Here is a 15038-nt window from a genome sequence, read left to right as displayed (position 1 = left end):
CAAAGCACCCTTGCCCCGTCCTGAACCATGCCCCATATTTCACGCTGGCGCTGACAGGCGCACGCCAAGCCTGTGGCTGCCTCCGGGTTCCGACCCCGGGCCCCCACTCCTGAGGAGGAGCACTGTGAGGAGACGTACTCGACTGCTCGCCGTCGCCGCCGGTCTGGCGGCCGCCACCGCGGCCGCGCTGCCCAACGCCACCGCGGCGGCCCCCCGCACGTACAGCGCGGACCGGCTTGCCGCGGTGAGCACAGCCGTGGAGAAGGCGAACGTCGGAGGCACTGCCTGGTATGTCGACCAGGCGGCCGACAGGGTCGTGGTGACCGCCGACAGCACGGTCTCCATCGCCGGACTGGGCAGGATCAAGCGGGCCGCCGGAACGGACGCGGGCGCGGTACGGATCCAGCGTGCGGCCGGTGTGTTCAAGCCCCTGCTCGCCTCCGGTGACGCCATCTACGGCGGCGGCTACCGCTGTTCGCTCGGCTTCAACGTCGTCAGCGGCAGCACCTACTACTTCCTCACCGCCGGCCACTGCGGCAATGTCGCCAACGCCTGGTACACCAACTCCGGCCAGTCCACACTGATCGGCGCCACCGCCGGCTCCAGCTTCCCGGGCAACGACTACGCCCTGGTGCGCTACGACAACGCCTCGCTGAGCCACCCCGGCGGTTTCAGCGCCGCCGACGCCTATGTCGGCGAGCCGGTCAAGCGTACCGGCTCGACCACCGGCACCCACGGCGGAACGGTCACCGCGCTGAACGTGACCGTGCGCTACTCGGGCGGCGGCACCGTCCGCGGCATGATCCAGACCAATGTCTGCGCCGAGCCCGGCGACTCCGGCGGCGCGCTCTACGACGGCAACAAGGCGCTCGGTATCACCTCCGGCGGCAGCGGCAACTGCACCGTCGGCGGAACCACCTTCTACCAGCCCGTCCCCGAGGCGCTGGCCAAGTACAAGGTGAACGTCTACTAGCCCAGTCCGACGTCCCCCGCGACCCGGCCGAAAAGGCGCCCTTGCGCCCGGTGGCCGGGCCGCCGAATACTCCCCACAGCGCTTGTCAGGGGCACGGCGCACATGGAATGCGGCTGTGCCCCTCGGCTGCGCCTCACGGGTCCCCCCACCTTCAGCGACCCTCAATTCCCTTCGGGAGGAGAAGAAGTGAGGATCAAGCGCACCACGTTCCGAAGCGGCCCTGCGAGACGAACCCGGCTGCTCGCAGTCACCTCCGGCCTCCTGGCCGCGATCGGGCTCGCGATGCCCCAGGCCAGCGCCGACCCCGCAGCGACCACATACAGTGCCACCGCCCTCGCCGCCGCGGGTGACGCCGTTCTCGCCGCGGACGTGGCAGGAACCGCCTGGCATGTCGACCAGGCGGCCAATGCACTGGTGGTCACCGCGGACAGCACCGTCTCCACGGCGGAGATCGCCACGATCAAGCAGGCCGCCGGGCGCAACGCCGGGGCCATCAAGGTGGAGCGCACCCCCGGAAAGATCACCAGGTACATCGCCGGCGGCGACGCCATCTACGCGGACAGCTGGCGCTGTTCGCTCGGGTTCAATGTGCGCAGCGGGAGCACCTACTACTTCCTGACCGCCGGTCACTGCACCGACGGCGCGGGCAACTGGTACACCAGCTCCGCGCACACCACGCTCATCGGCCCCACGGCGGGCTCCAGCTTCCCCGTCAACGACTACGGTCTGGTGCGCTACAGCAACACTTCCCTCGCGCACCCGGGCACCGTGGGAAGCCAGGACATCACCAGTGCCGCGAACCCCTCGGTCAACCAGTCGGCCTGCCGGCGCGGCTCCACCACCGGCATTCACTGCGGCACCGTCACCGGCCTCAACTACACCGTCAACTACGGTGGCGGCGACATCGTCTACGGCATGATCCGTACGAACATCTGTGCCGAGCCCGGTGACTCCGGCGGCGCGCTCTACTCCGGCACCACGGCCCTGGGCCTCACCTCCGGCGGCAGCGGCAACTGCACCACCGGTGGTACCACCTACTTCCAGCCCGTGGTCGAGGCCCTCAACGCCTATGGCGTCAGCGTGTACTGACCCTCCGTCCCACCCCTGACTGCAGCCAGCAGCACGCGAGCCCCCGCCCGGCGCCGACCGGGCGGGGGCTCCCGTATGTCGCAGAGCTGGACGTTCTGCGCCGTTTTGAGAGGATGGCAGGGCAGCTGACGCGGACCGGATGGGGGGCTTAGTGAAACGCATCGGAGTGACCGGCCACCGGAACATCCCCTCGGAAGTCCTCGACCACATCCGCTCCGCGCTGCGCGCCGCGCTCTGCGGGCACGGCGGTGCGTTGGAGGCGCTGTCCAGCCTGGCAGCCGGCGCCGACCAGCTGTTCGCCGACATCGCCCTGGAATGCGGGGCCGAACTGACCGTGGTCATCCCCAGCGGCGACTACGAGCGGGGCTTCGCCGACGCCGGGGAACTGGCCCAGTACCGGAGGCTGAAGGAGCGGGCCACCCAGGAGGTCCGGATGGGATTCGAGCACTCCACCGACGAGGCCTACTACGCCGCGGGCGCCTATATCGCCGACAACTGCGACCGGCTGCTGGCGGTGTGGGACGGCCGCCCGGCACGGGGGCGCGGGGGCACCGGCGACATCGTGAACTACGCCCTCGACGCCGGCAAACCGGTGACGGTCATCTGGTGCGAGGGCGTGGAACGGGCGTGAGGCGCCGCGCGGCTGAAGCACCCCGGGGCGCTGTTGCTCAGCACTCCGGGCTTACTCCTTCTTCGGGCATGCAGCGAAGCACCTGGCTGTTGCTCAACTCCGGTGTCTGGCAACCCACTCGGTGTGCTGCGGCGAGACGATCCGCTCCGTCTCGTACACCGCCGAGGCCCACTGCCGCTCGCCGACGGTGTTCTCCATCGCCGTATGCATGGCCATCAGATCCTGCTCCACCAGGGAGAGCGCCGCGATCAGCGGCTGATGGCGCCGCGACTCGCTCCAGGCGATACAGGCGGCGGCCGACGCCGACAGCAGCCCCGCCAGGTCGGCCGGTTCCGCCACCGAGAAGGCGCGCAGCGTACCGAAGAGCAGCGCGAGCGCGGTGAGTACGACGATGGCCGCCGACCACAGTGCCGCGGCGCGCCGGGTCCGGTCCTGGCGCCGCCGGTACCAGTTGCGCTGCTCGATCAGCCGGTCCCGTACATAGGTCTCCCTGCGGACGCCGAACGACTTGGCCCGTAACTCCCGCATGGCAGCGGTGATCAGGTCGGGATCGCCGGCTTCCGGCAGGCCGGCCGAGCCGTCCCGCGGATCCTGCCAGCCGACCTTTCTCAGTTCCCGGAGCCCCTCCTCCACCTGAGCGATGAACAGCCGTTCATGGTCGGGGGAATCGGAGTCGAAGGGTGTCCCGTGCACGGCGTAGCGCCAGCACATGGACTTGATGAAGTCCGCCGCGGACCTGTTGAGTTGCCAGTGCGACTTTGCTCGGCGTCTGGTGGCGCGGTACGTCATCAGTAGCACGCCGGCGTACGCGAGCGCGCTGAGCGCACTGACCAGTTGGAACGTGCCGCCGAGCTTCAGCCGCCAGGGCAGCGCGGCCAGGGCAGCGCCCACGACCAGCAGAAACAGCTGCGAGCGGATGGTGTTCACCGCCTCCCGCTGCCGGGCTATGGCAACGGAATCCGTGTGGTGGAACAGCTTCGGCAGATCAGCGTTCCGGAAGACCATACTCTGCAGTGGGCCGGGAAACGCTGTCACATGCACCCCCGTCTGCGGTTTTCGTCTTCACTCTTTCGAAGTAGAGCCGGTTTCTTTCACCGGATCGATTGTGCCGCAACGCTCCGGCCTCAAGTGGCCGACCTCAGTTGCCATCAGTGGCCATGAGAGTAAAGTCGTGCCGCCGACACTGCAATGGTGCAGATGCCGGTGCAGCGTCCCTATCCGGAACAACGTCAGCAAGGACGGCCGTGAAGACCTCAGAATCCTCTGTCTCCTTCGCCGCTGCGAAGAAGAACCGCGTACCCCTCGCCGAGATCGATGTGCGCGGTGCCGACGCCGCCAAGAAGCTCGGCCGGGTCCTTCCCGCGTCAATCGGCCGCTCTGTACAGGCGTCCACTTTCAACTCGGCGCTCTAGACTGGCGGAATGACAGGACCCCTGGTCCCATTCCGCGAGATCGTTCTCAAGGTCCACAGCAGATGCGATCTTGCTTGTGACCACTGCTATATCTATGAACACGCAGATCAGAGCTGGCGAACCCGCCCCAGGGCAATCTCCGACGAGGCCATTTCCTGGACAGCTCTGCGACTGGCTGAGCATGCGAAGACACATGCACTGCCCTCCGTGTCAGTGATCCTGCACGGAGGGGAGCCCCTGCTGGCGGGCATCCCCCGGCTGAGACGCGTCTGCGAGGAGCTGACCACGGCCCTCGCCGGAGTCGCCGGCCTCGACCTGCGCATCCATACCAACGGTGTGCAGCTGAGCAGCCGCCATCTCGACCTCTTCGACGAGTACGACGTCAAGGTCGGAATCTCCCTCGACGGCGACAAAGCGGCCAATGACCGCCATCGCCGCTTCGCCGACGGCCGCACCAGCCACCCCCTGGTCCTCGGAGCCGTCGAACTGCTCAGCCAGGAGCGCTTCCGCCACCTGTATCTCGGCCTTCTGTGCACCATCGACGTGGCGAACGACCCGGCCGCCGTACTGGACGCGCTGACCGCCCTGGACCCGCCGCGCATCGACTTCCTGCTGCCCCACGCCACCTGGGAGGCCCCTCCGGCCCGCCCGGACGGTTCGCCGACCGCCTACGCCGACTGGATCCTGGCCGTCTTCGACCGCTGGGAGCGGCAGGGCCGCCCGGTCCCGGTTCGTCTCTTCGCGTCGGTGCTCTCCACCCTCGGCGGCGGTCCCAGCCTGACCGAGTCCCTGGGCCTCGCCCCCACCGATCTGGTCGTCGTCGAGACCGACGGCACCCTCGAGCAGGTCGACTCGCTCAAGAGCGCCTACGACGGCGCGGCCTCCACCGGCTTCGACGTGTTCCGTCACTCCTTCGACGAGGTCGCCGCCCATCCCGGGGTACGGGCCAGGCAACTGGGGCTGGCCGGCGTCAGCGAGCAGTGCCGCCGGTGTCCGGTCGTCCGTTCGTGCGGAGGGGGTCTCTACACGCACCGGTACGCTCCGGAATCCGGCTTCGACAACCCCTCCGTCTACTGCGCCGACCTGAAGGCCCTCATCCTCGGCATCGAGGCCCGTACAGCGGCGCGTACGGCCTCCCCCGCGGTGCGGGACCCCGCCGAGCAGGCCGCCGGGCAGGACGAGCTGACCCGTACTCTGCTCGCCCGGCTGCACGCCGATCTCGACGGGCGCGGCGGCGAGGCCTGGGACGAGGCGTGGGAGCTGGCGGGCACCATCGAGCAGCGCTCCGACGGCCTCGGCAGCCTTGACGAAGTACTGGCCCATCCCTACGCCCGCAGCTGGCTGCTGGACACCCTCGACGCCCTGCGCGAGGAGCGGCCCGGCGCGGCCGGGGCCGCGGGATTCCTCTCGGCGTACACCGCGGCGGCGGCCGTGCGTGGCGGGCTGGACCTGACCGTCCGGGCCGGTTGGAGGGACGGCACGCTCAGTCTGCCCACGCTGGGCTCGCTGGTGCTGGGCGGGCCGGGGGAGCACGGCAGTGCCGAGGTCCGCCCCGCCGAGGACGGTTTCGTGGTCCGCGTGGACGGTGTCGAGCGGCGGATCGTATGCCCCGGAGAACCGGCCCCCGGCTGGTGGCCCGTCCGCAGGCTCGGCGTCACCGGCCTGGTGCTGGACGACGTCGACCCGTACCGGGACTGCTTCCCCACCCCCGCGCACCCCCGGCTCGAGCCGGCCGAGGCCGCCGCCTGGAGCCGTCTGCTCGCCGAGGCATGGGCCTTGCTGCGGGCGGCCGTGCCCGGCCATGCGAACCGGGCCGTCGCCGCGCTGACCACATTCACCCCGCTGGCCTCCGGGGAGCCTTCGGCGGGTCGGCACGGCTACGGCGCACTGGGCGTCCCCGTCCTCGCCGGCGGGCGGATGCTCGCCCCAGCGTTGCTGCGCGGTTTTCGGCGTGCCGAGCTGCGGGCCCTGTGCGAGGTGGCCGATCTGTACGCTCTGGACGGCGACTGGCTCCATCCGGCGCCGTGGCAGGGGGAGCCGGTGCCGGTGTCGGGGTTGCTGGTCGGGGCGTACGAACGCGTCGCGCTGGCCGCGTACTGGCGGGCGGACGAGGCCACCGCGGAACTGGCCGTACGAGCTCTGGCGGAGAGCCGCCGGGCGCTGGAAGCTCTGGAACAGGCGGCCGAACTGACCGTGAGCGGGAAGAGCCTGCTGGCTGTGCTGTGGGGCGAATGGGAGGGGGCGGCGGCGGGTGAGCGGGGCTGACGTTCCACCTCCGGGGGGCCGGAGTGCCGGTTTTGGGGTCTGGGACGGTGTTGCGCGGCTGGACGGTTTTGTGCGGACTGACGTTCCACCTCGGGGGGGCCGGAGTGCCGGTCCTGGGGTCCGGGACGGTGGTGCGCGGCCGGACGGTGTCGTGGCGCAGTTGCGGCGCCTCGGGGTACGGGCGGGGGGCACTCTGCTCGTACACGCCTCGTTGCGCGGGACCGGGCTGCGGGACACGGCGCTGCGGGACGCGCTGCTCGAAGCACTGGGGCCGGCCGGCACGCTGGTCGTGCCGGCCTTCACCCCGGAGAACTCCGACACCTCCCCGGCCTATCTGGAGCGCGTCCGGGGGATGACCGAGGAACAGGCCGCCGCCTTCCGGGCGGCGATGCCGGCCTTCGATCCCGGTGTCACCCCGTGTCCGGGGATGGGCCGACTGGCCGAGTGCGTCCGGAGGACCCCGGGCGCGGCGCGCAGCGCCCATCCGCAGACCTCCTTCGCGGCCCTTGGCGGACGGGCCGCGGAGCTGACCGCGGGACATCCGAGGGACTGTCATCTGGGTGAGGAATCGCCGCTCGGCGCGCTGTTCCGGTCCGGGGCGCAGGTGCTGATGATCAATACCGGATTCGCGGTGTGCACCGCGTTCCATCTCGCGGAATACCGGATTCCTTCCACCGGGAGGCGTCAGTATCGTTGCGTGGTCCGGGAGAACGGAAAGCCGTTCTGGTATGCCTACATGGATGCCGAGCTGGACGACGGCGATTTCGAGGCGATCGGCGCCGACTTCTCTCCCGTGCTGCTGACGGAGGGACAACTGGGAGGGACCAGGGCGAAGTTGTTTTCGATCAAGGATGCGGTGGACCATGCCGTTGTCTGGATGACTGAAAAAAGGCGTTGATTGACCGAACATTGAGGGGATGGGGCACTAGCTGCTCCGGAATGATGTTCTTCAATACAGCAGGACGGGGGTCGTGTGCACGCATCAGCAAGGCCGCGAGCGGCGGACCACCGGCCGTACTTCTTTCTGAGCTATGCGCATACACCGAGGTACGGCGCCGGTGGTCCGGATCCCGATATGTGGGTCGAGCGGCTGTTCCGTGATCTGTGCGGTCATGTGATGGCCATGACCGATCTTCCGGCCGGAGCACCCGCCGGCTTCATGGACCGGGAGATACGTTCGGGAGAGGGCTGGTCGGAACGGCTCGGCGAGGTGCTCGCCACCTGCCGGGTCTTCGTCCCGCTCTTCTCCCCGCGTTACTTCGCCAGCGAAATGTGCGGCAAGGAGTGGTACGCCTTCGCCCAGCGGGCCATCCAGCACCAGGCACGCAGCAACCGCCCGGCGGAAGCGATCGTGCCGGCCCTCTGGGTACCCGTACCGCCCGAACAACTACCCGGTCCCGCCGAACGGTTGCAGTTCAACCACCGGGCATTCGGGGACCGCTATGTGACCGATGGGCTCTACGGGCTGATCAAACTCCGGATATTCGCCGAGGAGTACGAACGTGCCGTCTATGAACTCGCCAAACGCATCGTGAGCGTGGCCGACTCAACCGGTATCCGGCCCGGCCGCCCGGTCGACTACCGCCTCGCCCCCAGCGCCTTCGGCGCCCCCAGCGCCAACCCCCGTCCCATGCAGGTGACCGTCGCCGCCCCCACCCGGCACGACCTCCCCGAAGGGCGCGACCCCGCCTACTACGGGGACAGCCCGCTGGACTGGAACCCCTACCACCCGGTCTCCCAGCGGCCGCTCGCCTATGTGACCGAGGACCTGGTGCGCTCCCTCAACTACCAGGCCACTGTGTCCTCCTTCGACGAGGAGGTGCTGCATTTCGACGGCAAGCAGCCCCCCTCGCGCCCGGAGGTCCTGCTGATCGACCGCTGGGCCCTGGCCGACGACGACCGCCGCGCCCGGCTCCAGGCCTTCGACGCCGAAAACCGGCCCTGGGTGAGCGTCGTCGTCCCGTGGAACCGCGACGACCACGAGAGCCGTGCCAGGGAACCGGAACTGACCGCCCGGCTCGAGGACACCATGCCGTCCAAGATGCGTCAGGGCCGCGCCGCCTGCCGGGCCGCCGCCAAGGGCGTGCCGAGCATGGAGGCCTTCGGCCGGATCCTGCCGCAGGTGGTGGAGGCCGCGGCCCAGCAGTACCTGAGACACGCCGCGGTCTACCCGCCCTCAGGAGGCGGACACACCGAGCGGCCGCGGCTCGTCGGACCCATGGGCACCGACTACGCCACCACGCATTTCATCCCCGACACGCTCGACTTTGCGCCCGATGCGGAGGACACGGATGACAGCCAGTCGTGACGGACGCATCGTCACGTTCTACTCCTACAAGGGCGGCACGGGCCGCACGATGGCCCTCGCCAACACCGCTTGGATACTCGCCGCCAACGGCAAGCGGGTCCTGGCGGTGGACTGGGACCTGGAGGCCCCCGGCCTGCACCGGTTCTTCCACCCCTTTCTCGACCCGTCCACGCTCGGCGCCACCACCGGAGTGATCGACCTGATCACCGAGTACGCCTGGGCCGCCACCAACCCGGCACAGCGCCCCGACGACTGGCACCGCGACTACGCCAGGATCCAGCCGCACGCCGTCTCGCTCACGCCCGAGATCCTTGGCTGGGAGTTCCCCGACGGCGGCACCCTGGACTTCGTCTCCGCGGGCCGGCAGAACCGCGAATACTCCGCCACTGTCTCCACCTTCGACTGGGACAACTTCTACGACCGCCTCGGCGGCGGCATGTTCTTCGACGCCCTGCGCGAGGACATGAAGGAGAACTACGACTACGTCCTCATCGACAGCCGCACCGGTCTGAGCGACATCGCCGACATCTGCACCGTCCACCTGCCCGACGTCCTGGTGGACTGCTTCACCCTCAGCGACCAGTCCATCGACGGCGCCGCCGCCGTCGCCCGGCAGATCGACGAACGCTACAACGGCCGGGGCATCCGGATCCTGCCCGTCCCCATGCGCATCGACGAGGGCGAGAAGGAGAAGGCGGACGCCGGACGGGCACTGGCCAGGCTGAAGTTCGACCGCTTCCCCAGCGGCCTCAACGGGGACGAACTCACCGCCTACTGGGGCGCGGTGGAGATCCCTTACCGGCCGTACTACGCCTACGAGGAGACCCTGGCCACCTTCGGCGACGAGGCGGGCCTCACCAACTCCCTGCTCTCCGCCTTCGAACGGCTCACCTCCGTCGTGACCGAGGGGCAGATCACCTCCATGCCTCCGGTCAACGAGGAAGCCAGGCTGCGGATCAGGGACGCCTTCACCCGCCGCCGCCCCGCGCTGCCCGCCGACCTCTTCCTCAGCTATGTGGCCGAGAACCGGATGTGGGCCGACTGGATCGAATCGGTGCTCACCCGGGCCGGCTTCCGGGTGGTGCCGCGCGACGTCTCCGCCCAGTCGTCCCTCTCCGACACCGACGTGGCGGTCGCCGAGAACGCCGCCCGTACCGTGGTGCTGCTGTCCAGCGCCTACCTCAAGTCGGCCCGCGCCATGGAGGTCTGGGCGCGGGCCGCTGCCGAGGACCCCACCGGCGCCCGCCGGCAGCTGCTGCCGCTGCGCGTCGGCGACGTACGGCTCACCACGCCGTACATCGACCGCAACCCGGTCGACCTGTTCCGGCTCGACGAGGTCCACGCCACCGCTGCCCTGCTGCGCGCCCTCGACCGGCCGGCGCAGGTGACCGAGGCGGTCACACCGGGGCCGCGCTTCCCCGGGACCGTACCGAGGATCTGGAACGCGCCGCCCCGCAACCCCGGCTTCACCGGGCGCTCCGTGGTGCTGGAGCGGATGCGTGACCAGCTCGGCGGCGGCATGGCGGTCGTCCTGCCGCAGCCGCAGACCCTGTACGGACTCGGCGGCGTCGGCAAGACCCAGGTGGCGCTGGAGTACGTGCACCGCTTCATGGCCGACTACGACCTGGTGTGGTGGATCTCCTCCGAGCAGACCGACGACGTGGTGGCCGGCCTCGCCGAACTTGCCGCACGTCTCGGCGCGCAGGGCGGCGAGGACATGGCCGCCGCCTCGCAGGAAGCCATTGACATGCTGCGGCGCGGCGTACCGACCAGCCGCTGGCTGCTGGTCTTCGACAACGCCGACGACCCCGAACAGCTGAAGAGGTTCTTCCCGCAGGGCGGTTCCGGCGGGCACATCCTGGTCACCTCCAGGAACCAGACCTGGTCGCAGTTCGGCGACGCCCTGCCCGTCGACGTCTTCCTGCGCGAGGAGTCCATCGAGCACCTCCAGCGGCGCGCCGCCGGACTCACCAAGGAGGACGCCGACCAGGTGGCCACCGCCGTCGGTGACCTGCCGCTCGCCGTGGAACAGGCCGCGGCCTGGATCGCGGAGACCGCCACACCCGTGACGGCGTACCTGGAACAGCTGAGCCGGCAGGCGACCGGCGTGCTCTCGCTCAACCAGCCCGCCGGCTACCCGGAACCCGTCGCCGCGACCTGGAACGTCTCCATCGAACGGCTCAAGCAGCGCTCGCCCGCCGCCGTGCGGCTGCTGCAGCTCTGCGCCTTCTTCGCACCCGAGCCGATCTCCGCCAATCTCCTCTACAGCAAGGAGATGATCGACGCGCTCAAGCCCTACGACGCCACGCTCCAGGAGAAGCTGGTGCTGGGCCGGGTCATCCGGGAGATCGGCCGGTTCGCCCTGGCCAAGGTCGACCAGGTCGGCAACAGCATCCAGGTGCACCGGCTGGTCCAGGCGGTCATCCGGGCGCAGCTGACCGAGCAGGAGCAGAAGGACGCCAGGCACGCCGTCCACCGGATCCTCGCAGGCGCCAGGCCCGACGCCGACGAGCCGATAGACAACCCCGAGACCTGGCCGCGGTTCGCCACCATCTGGCCGCATCTCAACTCCTCCGAGGCCAGGCTCTGCTCCGAGCCGGAAACCCGTCGGCTGATGATCGACAGGGTGCGCTATCTGTGGAAGCGCGGTGACTTCAACGCGGCCTTCACCCTCGGCAACGAGCTGTACGACGTGTGGCGGGAGCAGCTGGGCGAGGACGACCTGCAGTTCCTCTACCTACGGTTCCATCTCTCCAACATCCTGCGCTCGCGCGGCCGTTACGTGGAGGCCAGAGAGCTGGACGAGGAGACTCTGGAACGCCAGCGGGCGGTGCTCGGGGCCTCGCACCCGCACACGTACATGACCACCAGCGCCCTCGCCATGGACCTCGGCGCGCTCGGCCGGTACAGCAGGGCGATGGAACTGGCCACGGAGGCCCATGAAGGATTCCGGCAGATCTTCGACGAGTCCCACCCGCGCACCCTCGCCGCCGCCAACAACCTGGCCCTCAACCTGCGCATGGTCGGGCAGTACGCCCGGGCCCGCGAGATCGACCAGGACGTCTACGACCGGCGCACCGAGGTGCTCGGACCCGAGCATCCGTACACGCTCTCCTCCGCCCAGAGCCTCGCCCGTGACCTGCGGGAGGTCGGGCGCTACGAGGACTCCGTGACGCTGCTCAGCCGTACGTACGACATCTACAAGGAGCAGCTCGGCCGGTCTTTCCCCGGCACGCTCGCCGCGGCCAAGAGCCTCGCCGTGTCCCTGCGCAGGGCGGGCAACCTGGAGGACGCCAAGCGGCTCACCCTGGCCACCCGCAACCGCTATCGCGCCAAGTACACCTCGGCCAACCCCGACACACTCGCGTGCGATCTCAACATGGCCGCCGACCTGTTCGCGGCCGGCGACGCGCCGGGCGCCAGGGAGGCCGCGCAGGAGGTCGTCGACCAGTACATGAAGGTGCCGGGGGAGCGGCACCCCTACACCCTCGCCGCCCGCAGCAACCTGGGTGTCTACCAGTGGGGCAGCGGATCGCTGGAAGCGGCGGAGACGACCCTCGAGGGGGTGGCCCGGGTCATGCGGGAGATCCTGGGCGACTCCCACCCGCACGCCCTCTTCTGCACTGTCAACCTCGCCAACGTCAAGGCCGACCTGGGCGACCTGGACCGTGCACTGGAGATCGAGCGGGCCGCGGTGGCCAAACTCCGCGAGGTCCTCGGGGCACACCATCCGGAGACCCTCGCCTGCGCGTCCAACATGTCGGTCACCCTTGCGGCACTGGGCCGCAAGGACGAGGCCCAGCACCTGCGGACGGAGGTCGTCGACGAGCTGTCCCGGCTGCTCGGCGACGACCACGCCTTCACCCGGATCGCCAGGGACGAGCGGAGGGTGCACCGCGATCTGGAGCCGCTGGCTGTGTGAATTGTGGCTCGGTTCTCCCCCCGGACTTCGTCCGGGGGGACCCCCACGGGACGCTCCAGCCCCTGTCGACGGTTCCTCACGCGGCGGCAGCCGCATATCGACTGCCGCCCTCGGGACCTCCGCGCTCCCCCGGCTACCTCCCCCAGCTACTCCCAGGGGTGCCCCCGGGGTGCCCCCACTCCCTGTCACAGCGTCGATATGCGCCTCCGGCGCGTGGCGGCGCGCCTCTTCGGCTCACTCACCAGGGGCAGCCTGCTCCTCCAGCAGCCAGGTGAGGACCCGGGGGAGCGCGTGCAGCGCGTCGAAGTGCGCGGCGGCCGGTTCCAGTACGGCCGTCGCGCCCGGGATGCGCTGCGCCAGCCAGCGGGAGTGCCCGACCGGCGAGAACACGTCCTTCTCGCCGTGCCAGAGCAGCACCGGCCCGGGGATGTCCGCCGGGTCGAAGCCCCAGGGGCTGCAGAACGCCAGCGCGTCGTCGATCCATCCCCACGCCGAAGTGCGCAGTGCCTCACGGTAGTTGCGCAGCAGCATGGAGCGTACTCCGGCGTCCGCGACGACCATCCGGTCGGACTGGGTCAGCTCCCGGCGCAGCTCGTCGAGGAGCCGCACGGGATTCTGGCGGATCGCCGCCGAGCGCGGGATCAGCCGGGCCGCCAGCTCGGCCGGATCGGCGGCCGCCGTGGTGTACTCCGTGACGTTCGAGTCGGTCATACCGGCGAACCAGTCGAGCCCGACGGCGTCCCGGGGCGCAAGGCCCACCAGCGCGGCAGTACGGGTCACCCGCTCGGGCAGCAGCGCCGCGCACGCCAGTGCGTGCGGGGCGCCGCCCGAGCGGCCCACCACGGCGAACCGCTCGAGACCGAGCTCGTCGGCGATGGCCCGTACGTCCTCGGCCACATCCGCGACGCTGCGGCCCGGCAGCCGATCGGAGCTGCCGTAACCGGGGCGGTCGAAACAGATCAGCTGGGTGCTGCGCTGATAGAGCACCATGCCACGCGGGGCCGGGCCGAGCCGGCTGCCTGGCGTACCGTGCAGCAGGAAAACGGGCCTCCCTCGTGGGTCGCCGATCCGTTCCACCACCAGATGCCGCCCGTCAGCGGCGCGCACCTGACCGCGCACCCCGTCCTCCTTCGCGCTCGACGTCTCCTACCCACGAGTGTGACCAGGGCTCCCCTTGGGGGGAAGGCGGAGTTACCGTCGAAGTACGCTTCGGCTTCGGACCCCAGGGGGCCGTGATGATCGAGGAACTGGTGGCAGCGGGTGTGGCGGCCGGAGCCGCCGGTGCCGTCTACCTGCTGGCGGCGGCCCGTGTGGTCAAGCAGTACGAGCGGGGGGTCGTCTTCCGCCTCGGCAGGCTCAGGGACCAGGTGCGCGCGCCGGGATTCACCATGATCGTTCCCATCGTTGACCGTCTGCGCAAGGTCAATATGCAGATCGTGACGATGCCCGTGCCGGCCCAGGAGGGCATCACCCGGGACAACGTCACGGTCCGGGTGGACGCCGTCGTGTACTTCAAGGTGGTGGACGCGGCCGAGGCGGTCGTCAAGGTCGAGGACTACCGGTTCGCCGTCTCCCAGATGGCCCAGACGTCACTGCGCTCGATCATCGGCAAGAGCGAGCTGGACGATCTGCTGTCCAACCGGGAGAAGCTCAACCAGGGCCTGGAGCTGATGATCGACAGCCCGGCTCTCGGGTGGGGAGTGAGCGTCGACCGCGTGGAGATCAAGGACGTGTCGCTGCCCGAGACGATGAAGCGGTCCATGGCCCGGCAGGCCGAGGCCGACCGGGAGCGGCGGGCGCGCCTCATCAACGCGGACGCGGAGTTCCAGGCGTCGAAGAAGCTGGCGCTGGCGGCGCGCCAGATGGCGGACACGCCCTCGGCGCTCCAACTGCGGCTGCTGCAGACGGTGATGGCGGTGGCTGCGGAGAAGAACTCCACCCTGGTGCTGCCCATTCCGGTGGAGCTGCTGCGCTTCCTCGAGCGCGGGCAGCAGCCCGAGGGTGCGGTACCGGACGGCCGCGCGGAGAAGGCCGCTGTGGAGTCGGCGCCCGAGGTGGCCGCTGTGCCCGAGACATCCGCTGTGCCCGAGGTAGCTGCTGTGCCCGAGGTAGCTGCTGTGCCCGGGGTGGCCGCTGTGCCCGAGGCATCCGCTGTGCCCGAGGTGGCCGCTGTGCCCGAGGTGGCCGCTGTGCCCGAGGTAGCTGCTGTGCCCGGGGTGGCCGCTGTGCCCGAGGCATCCGCTGTGCCCGAGGTGGCCGCTGTGCCCGAGGTGGCCGCTGTGCCCGAGACGGCCGCTGTGCCCGAGACGCCCCCGCTTCCCGAGATGCCCGTGGTGCCCGAGGTGGTGTCCCTGCCGGACCCGCCCTCCGACGACCCGCCGGTGCTGAAGGACTAGTGCCCGGCGTCCCCGGGGCCTGCTGCCGGCCCCGGTCCAACT

The 15038-nt window shown here is 70.0% G+C and carries 11 protein-coding genes; 9 read left to right on the top strand and 2 right to left on the bottom strand.

What is annotated here, in order from left to right; translation table 11 throughout:
• Positions 1–124: 124 nt before the first annotated feature.
• The 3 genes from ABD858_RS06300 to ABD858_RS06290 all read left to right on the top strand — a co-directional run bounded on the left by ABD858_RS06300 (position 125) and on the right by ABD858_RS06290 (position 2693).
• Complete coding sequence (locus ABD858_RS06300; protein WP_345035125.1) at positions 125–973, top strand: S1 family peptidase; 849 nt, start codon at positions 125–127, stop codon at positions 971–973.
• Positions 974–1159: 186 nt separating this feature from the next.
• Entirely contained in the window at positions 1160–2062 is a 903-nt protein-coding gene (locus ABD858_RS06295; RefSeq protein WP_345035123.1) for a S1 family peptidase, read from the top strand.
• 151 nt (positions 2063–2213) lie between these two features.
• Positions 2214–2693 (top strand): hypothetical protein, encoded by a 480-nt coding sequence (locus ABD858_RS06290; RefSeq protein ID WP_345035122.1) that lies wholly within the window; start codon positions 2214–2216, stop codon positions 2691–2693.
• Between the two features lie 93 nt (positions 2694–2786).
• On the opposite strand, the gene ABD858_RS06285 is transcribed toward ABD858_RS06290, so the two are convergent.
• Entirely contained in the window at positions 2787–3698 is a 912-nt protein-coding gene (locus ABD858_RS06285) for a DUF4231 domain-containing protein (protein WP_345035121.1), read from the bottom strand.
• 239 nt (positions 3699–3937) lie between these two features.
• On the opposite strand from ABD858_RS06285, the gene fxsA reads away from it, so the two are divergent.
• From fxsA to fxsT, 5 genes are all read left to right on the top strand, one after another.
• Positions 3938–4105, top strand: a complete 168-nt coding sequence (gene fxsA, locus ABD858_RS06280; protein WP_345035120.1) for an FxSxx-COOH cyclophane-containing RiPP peptide — start codon at positions 3938–3940, stop codon at positions 4103–4105.
• A 9-nt stretch (positions 4106–4114) separates the two neighbouring features.
• Positions 4115–6370, top strand: a complete 2256-nt coding sequence (gene fxsBH / locus ABD858_RS06275; RefSeq protein ID WP_345035119.1) for a radical SAM/SPASM protein FxsBH, inactivated beta-hydroxylase extension form — start codon at positions 4115–4117, stop codon at positions 6368–6370.
• Between the two features lie 151 nt (positions 6371–6521).
• Entirely contained in the window at positions 6522–7268 is a 747-nt protein-coding gene (locus ABD858_RS06270) for an AAC(3) family N-acetyltransferase (protein WP_345035118.1), read from the top strand.
• Between the two features lie 75 nt (positions 7269–7343).
• Entirely contained in the window at positions 7344–8678 is a 1335-nt protein-coding gene (fsxC, locus tag ABD858_RS06265; protein ID WP_345035116.1) for an FxsC protein, read from the top strand.
• Positions 8662–12600: an FxSxx-COOH system tetratricopeptide repeat protein gene (fxsT, locus tag ABD858_RS06260; protein WP_345035115.1), complete on the top strand. Its 3939-nt coding sequence runs from the start codon at positions 8662–8664 to the stop codon at positions 12598–12600. Before fsxC ends, fxsT begins: the two co-directional genes overlap by 17 nt.
• A gap of 234 nt (positions 12601–12834) precedes the next feature.
• On the opposite strand, the gene ABD858_RS06255 is transcribed toward fxsT, so the two are convergent.
• Positions 12835–13719 (bottom strand): alpha/beta fold hydrolase, encoded by an 885-nt coding sequence (locus tag ABD858_RS06255; RefSeq protein ID WP_345035114.1) that lies wholly within the window; start codon positions 13717–13719, stop codon positions 12835–12837.
• 116 nt (positions 13720–13835) lie between these two features.
• Here ABD858_RS06255 and ABD858_RS06250 point away from each other — a divergent pair, with 116 nt between their 5' ends.
• Positions 13836–14996 carry a slipin family protein gene (locus ABD858_RS06250; protein WP_345035113.1) on the top strand — a complete coding sequence of 387 codons (1161 nt, stop codon included), beginning with the start codon at positions 13836–13838 and terminating at the stop codon, positions 14994–14996.
• Positions 14997–15038 lie beyond the last annotated feature (42 nt).

Origin of the sequence: Streptomyces sannanensis (assembly GCF_039536205.1) — a bacterium.
Lineage (GTDB): Bacteria > Actinomycetota > Actinomycetes > Streptomycetales > Streptomycetaceae > Streptomyces > Streptomyces sannanensis.
The sequence above is the reverse complement of the archived record's forward strand: the minus strand, read 5'-3'. Positions and strand labels throughout refer to the sequence as shown.

What these genes read in the sequence shown, in the direction of transcription:
- ABD858_RS06285 (WP_345035121.1), bottom strand. Translation starts at nt 3,698, where the DNA reads ATGGTCTTCCGGAACGCTGATCTGCCGAAGCTGTTCCACCACACGGAT.
- fxsBH (WP_345035119.1), top strand. Translation starts at nt 4,115, where the DNA reads ATGACAGGACCCCTGGTCCCATTCCGCGAGATCGTTCTCAAGGTCCAC.
- fxsT (WP_345035115.1), top strand. Translation starts at nt 8,662, where the DNA reads ATGACAGCCAGTCGTGACGGACGCATCGTCACGTTCTACTCCTACAAG.
- ABD858_RS06250 (WP_345035113.1), top strand. Translation starts at nt 13,836, where the DNA reads ATGATCGAGGAACTGGTGGCAGCGGGTGTGGCGGCCGGAGCCGCCGGT.